Annotated in this window: 4 protein-coding genes; 2 read left to right on the top strand and 2 right to left on the bottom strand. The window is 77.1% G+C overall.

The window, feature by feature from the left end:
• On the top strand, positions 1 to 1,081 hold a 1,081-nt coding region (mycP, locus tag E1193_RS30545; protein ID WP_132186597.1), incomplete at its 5' end, for a type VII secretion-associated serine protease mycosin.
• A gap of 75 nt (positions 1,082 to 1,156) precedes the next feature.
• Here the strand turns inward: mycP and E1193_RS30550 are convergent.
• Both E1193_RS30550 and E1193_RS30555 read right to left on the bottom strand, forming a co-directional pair.
• Positions 1,157 to 1,450 carry a WXG100 family type VII secretion target gene (locus E1193_RS30550; RefSeq protein ID WP_132186598.1) on the bottom strand — a complete coding sequence of 98 codons (294 nt, stop codon included), beginning with the start codon at positions 1,448 to 1,450 and terminating at the stop codon, positions 1,157 to 1,159.
• A gap of 26 nt (positions 1,451 to 1,476) precedes the next feature.
• Positions 1,477 to 1,797 carry a WXG100 family type VII secretion target gene (locus tag E1193_RS30555; protein WP_132186600.1) on the bottom strand — a complete coding sequence of 107 codons (321 nt, stop codon included), beginning with the start codon at positions 1,795 to 1,797 and terminating at the stop codon, positions 1,477 to 1,479.
• A gap of 314 nt (positions 1,798 to 2,111) precedes the next feature.
• Here E1193_RS30555 and eccE point away from each other — a divergent pair.
• Positions 2,112 to 3,510 (top strand): type VII secretion protein EccE (eccE, locus tag E1193_RS30560; protein WP_243707971.1); only part of this gene is annotated, 1,399 nt, incomplete at its 3' end.

Here is a 3,510-nt window from a genome sequence, read left to right on the forward strand (position 1 = left end):
GACCCGGCCCGTCCCCGCCGTGCCGTGGGCCCAGCGACGGTACGCCCCGGAGCGCCTCGCGCCGCTGGCCGGTGGTGCGGGAGTCACCGTCGCGGTGATCGACTCGGGCGTCGACCGCCGGCACCCGCAGCTGCGCGACCAGGTGCTCGACGGAGCGGACTTCCTCGATCCCGGCGGCGACGGCAGCCGTGACTGCGCCGGCCACGGCACCGGGGTCGCCAGCATCATCGCCGCCGGCCCCGCCGAGGGGGTGGCCTTCACCGGGCTCGCGCCGGGCGCCCGCGTGCTGCCGGTGCGGGTCAGCGAACAGCAGGTGGTCGAGGGGCGGGAATCGGGGCGTACGGTCGGCGCCGCCGACTTCGCCCGGGCGATCCGGTGGGCGGTGGACCACGACGCCGACGTGTTGAACCTCTCCGTGGTGCTGTACGCCGACGACCCCGCCGTCCGGGAGGCGGTGGCCTACGCGGTGCGCAGGGACGTGGTGGTGGTGGCCGCCGCCGGGAACCTGCACGGCAGCGGCGACCCGCGCCCCTACCCGGCCGCCTACGAGGGGGTGCTCGGGGTGGGGGCGATCGGGCCGGACGGCTCCCGGGCCGACTTCTCCCAGACCGGCCCGTACGTCGACCTGGTCGCTCCCGGCAGCGACGTGCTGATGGCCGCGCCGGGGCAGGGGCACCGCCGGGCGGAGGGGACCAGCTACGCGGCTCCGTTCGTCGCGGCCACGGCGGCCCTGGTCCGGCAGTACCGGCCCGACCTGACCGCCGCGCAGGTGGCGCGACGCATCGTGGACACCGCCGACCCGGCGCCCGGCGACGGATACGGCGCCGGTGTGCTCAACCCGTACCGGGCGGTCACCGACACCGACGCGGCGCCGGCGGTGGTGTCCCGCGTGCCGTCCGCGCTGCCGGCGGACCGGCCCGATCCGGGGCTGCTTGCCCGGCGGGCCCGGCGGGCGGCGGCCCGGGACCGGGCGCTGCTGGTCGCCGGGGTCACCGGCGGGGCGATCGCGGCGGCGGTGCTGCTCGCGCTGGTGCTGCCCCGGGGGGCTCGCCGCGGCTGGCGTCCGGCCGGCCTCGGTTGACCCCCGCAGCGCCACGACGGCGGCGCCGAAGGCTGGTCGGCGCCGCCGTCCGGTGGGCTCACCGGAGGGTGGGGCTCACTGGAACAGACCGGTGTTGCGCTTCTCGGTGTTGAGGTAGTCGGCCGCCGAGTCGTTGACGGCGAGCTTGATGTCGCGCAGCATCGCCTGGAGATCCTGCGAGGCGGTGCGCCACCGCGCCTGCCGCTGCTCGTACGCCTGCTGCGCCTCGCCGGTCCAGCTCGCCACCAGCGGGGCCGCGTCCCGTTCGAGCTGGCCGAGCTGCGAGTCGAGCGTGTTCAACGCTTTCTGGATGTCCGCGCTGGCCTGTTGGAGCGCGGCGAAGTTGACGACCAGGACACCGTGGTCCATCGGATGTTCCTCCCCCTCGATCGGCGTTACAGCGGAAGTTGGATGCCGCCGCGGTTGGTGCCGGCGAGCCGGCCGGCGGCCTCGGAGTCCGAGACGTCGTACTGCTGGCCGGCGGTGCGGATCGCCGATGCGGTCTCCCGCAACGCCCGCTGCAACGCGGCCTGGTCCTGCGACCACTGCTGCTTGACCTGCTCGAAGGAGCGCCCGCCGGCGCCCCGCCAGGCCTGCTGCAACACCTCCAGCTCGGCCATCAGGCCGCTGAGCATGCTGTGCAACGACTGGTCCACCTGCTCGAACTTCGCGGCGGTCTGCTGCATCACCGCGGCTTCTGCCTGGGTCTGGGACACCCCGGACGTCACCTCGTCTCCTCGGTCGTGACGGACGGCCGATCTGTCCTTCGTGGACGCCGCGCCGGGGTCGGCCCCGACGGCCCTGGTCGGCCGCACTCGTCGCTGACGGTAGCGGCCGGATAGCCGTCGTGCTACCCCGGCGCTCTCCCCTGTGGACAACCTCGGACCGGTCCGCCCCCTACCATGGGTCACGCCGCCGTCGCGGTGCGGCGAGGGGACGCGATGCCGTCGAGGCCTCGCGGGCGCGGGGCGGCACGTCGAGCGGAGGAGACGCGGTGACGTCGAGCACGACCGGTGGGCCGGCCCGGGCGGTGTCCCGCCCGCCGCTGCCTCCACGGTGGATCGGCGCGGACCGGTCGGCGACCACCGGGCGCGCCGGCCAGATCGTGGCTGCCCAGGTCGCGGTGGCGCTGGTCGTCGCCGCGTCCGGCCGGGGCCCGGTGACGGTCGGGCTCGCACTGCTCGCCGCCGGCCTGCTGGTCGTCACCGCCTGGGTGCGCTGGCGGGGCCGCTGGCTCTTCGAGTGGCTCGCCACCGCCCTCGGGTACGCCGGCCGGCGGCACGCGTCCCCGCCGGCCAGCGGGCCGGCCGCCCTGTTGGATCTGGTGTTGCCCGGCGCGGCGGTGCGCACGGCGGAGCTGGCCGGGGAACCGGCCGCCGTGATCGACGACGCCACCGGGCTGACCGCCGTGCTGGAACTGGGCGACCCGGGTGACCTGCTGGGCGACGGCCGGCGGGCGCTGCCCGCCCCCGCCACACTGCTGCCGCCCGCCGGCGGCGACCACCCACCGGTGCGGATCCAACTGCTGCTGCACGCCGCGCCGGCCCCCGCACCGGTCGCGGCGGGCGGCGCGGCCGGCACGTCCTACCGGCAGTTGACCGAGGGACGGCTGCCGGGGCAGGAGCGGGCACTGCTCGCCGTCCGGGTGCTGCGGGTCGACGGCTGGTCCGACGAGGAGCTGCGGGTCGCCCTCTCCGGCACCGTCCGCCGGATCGTCCGGCGCCTCGGCCCGGCCGGAGGGCGACCCCTCGGCGAACACGCCGCGCTGCGCGTACTCGGGGAGCTGGCCCACCAGGACGGCGTCCGCCCGACCCGCGAGACCTGGCAGCTGATCTCTGCCGGCGGTCTGCTCCAGGCCACCTTCCGGCTGCGCCGCTGGCCCGACCCGCGCGCCGACCTGGGCCGCCGGCTGGTGGACCGGCTGCTGGCGCTGCCGGCGACCGCGACCAGCGTCGCGCTCTGCGCGGGTCCGCGCACCGGTGCCGACACCGCCGGCGTGCCGGCCGAGCTGACGGTACGGCTGGCCGCCTGGACGCCCGACGAGCTCGCCCTGTCCACGCAGGCGCTGTGCCGGCTCGTCTCCGACGCCGGCGGCGAGGTGCGCCGGCTCGACGGCGACCAGCTCGACGGGCTGGCCACCACCCTGCCGCTCGCGGTGGCCGACGGCCCGGTGGCCCCCGGCCCGGATCCGGATCCGCTGGAGCTGTCGATCGGGGGCGGCGGGCTGATGGTCGGCGCCAACCGGCACGGCGGGGCGGTCACCGTACGGCTGTTCCGCGCGGAGGGCACCCGGCTGGTCCTCGTCGGCGGGGTCCGCGCGGGGCAACTGCTGGTCCTGCGGGCGATGGCGCTGGGCGCGCGGGTCGCCGTGCAGACGGGTCGCCCGCGGGTGTGGGAGCCGTTCGTGCGGGGGGTGGGCAGCAGCGGCG

The organism is Micromonospora sp. KC606, from assembly GCF_004348675.1.
Taxonomy (GTDB): Bacteria; Actinomycetota; Actinomycetes; order Mycobacteriales; family Micromonosporaceae; genus Micromonospora.